A 370-nucleotide genomic window follows, 5' to 3' on the forward strand; every position below is an offset into this window, starting at 1 on the left:
GAACCTGACGCCGGTGATCACCAGAGCCAGGTTGAACGACACCGGCACAGGAACCGACTTGTCGTTTGTGCTGCCGTCGCCGAGCTGGCCATCGTAGTTGTATCCCCAAGCGTAGGCGTTCCCGTCGCTGCCCACGGCCAGCGAAAGATGGTATCCGCCGCTCACCTGTGCGGCTTGCAGTCCTTTGCTCGCGTCCCCGGGGCTGTCGGGGTCGCGCACGCGCACAGGAACAGACGAAGAGCTGGCGCTGCTGTTGTTGCCGAGGTCACCAGACCCGTTGTATCCCCATGCCCAGGCGTTGCCGTCGCTGCCCACGGCCAGGGAATGATCCAATCCGGCGCTGACCTGCAGGTAGGTGAAGTCCGCTGGC

General features: G+C 64.6%; 1 pseudogene. It reads right to left on the reverse strand.

The window, feature by feature from the left end:
• Positions 1-370: pseudogene (locus QRX41_RS08375) on the reverse strand (InlB B-repeat-containing protein); the annotation flags it as partial.

This window comes from Bifidobacterium kimbladii (assembly GCF_032193675.1).
Lineage (GTDB): Bacteria > Actinomycetota > Actinomycetes > Actinomycetales > Bifidobacteriaceae > Bombiscardovia > Bombiscardovia kimbladii.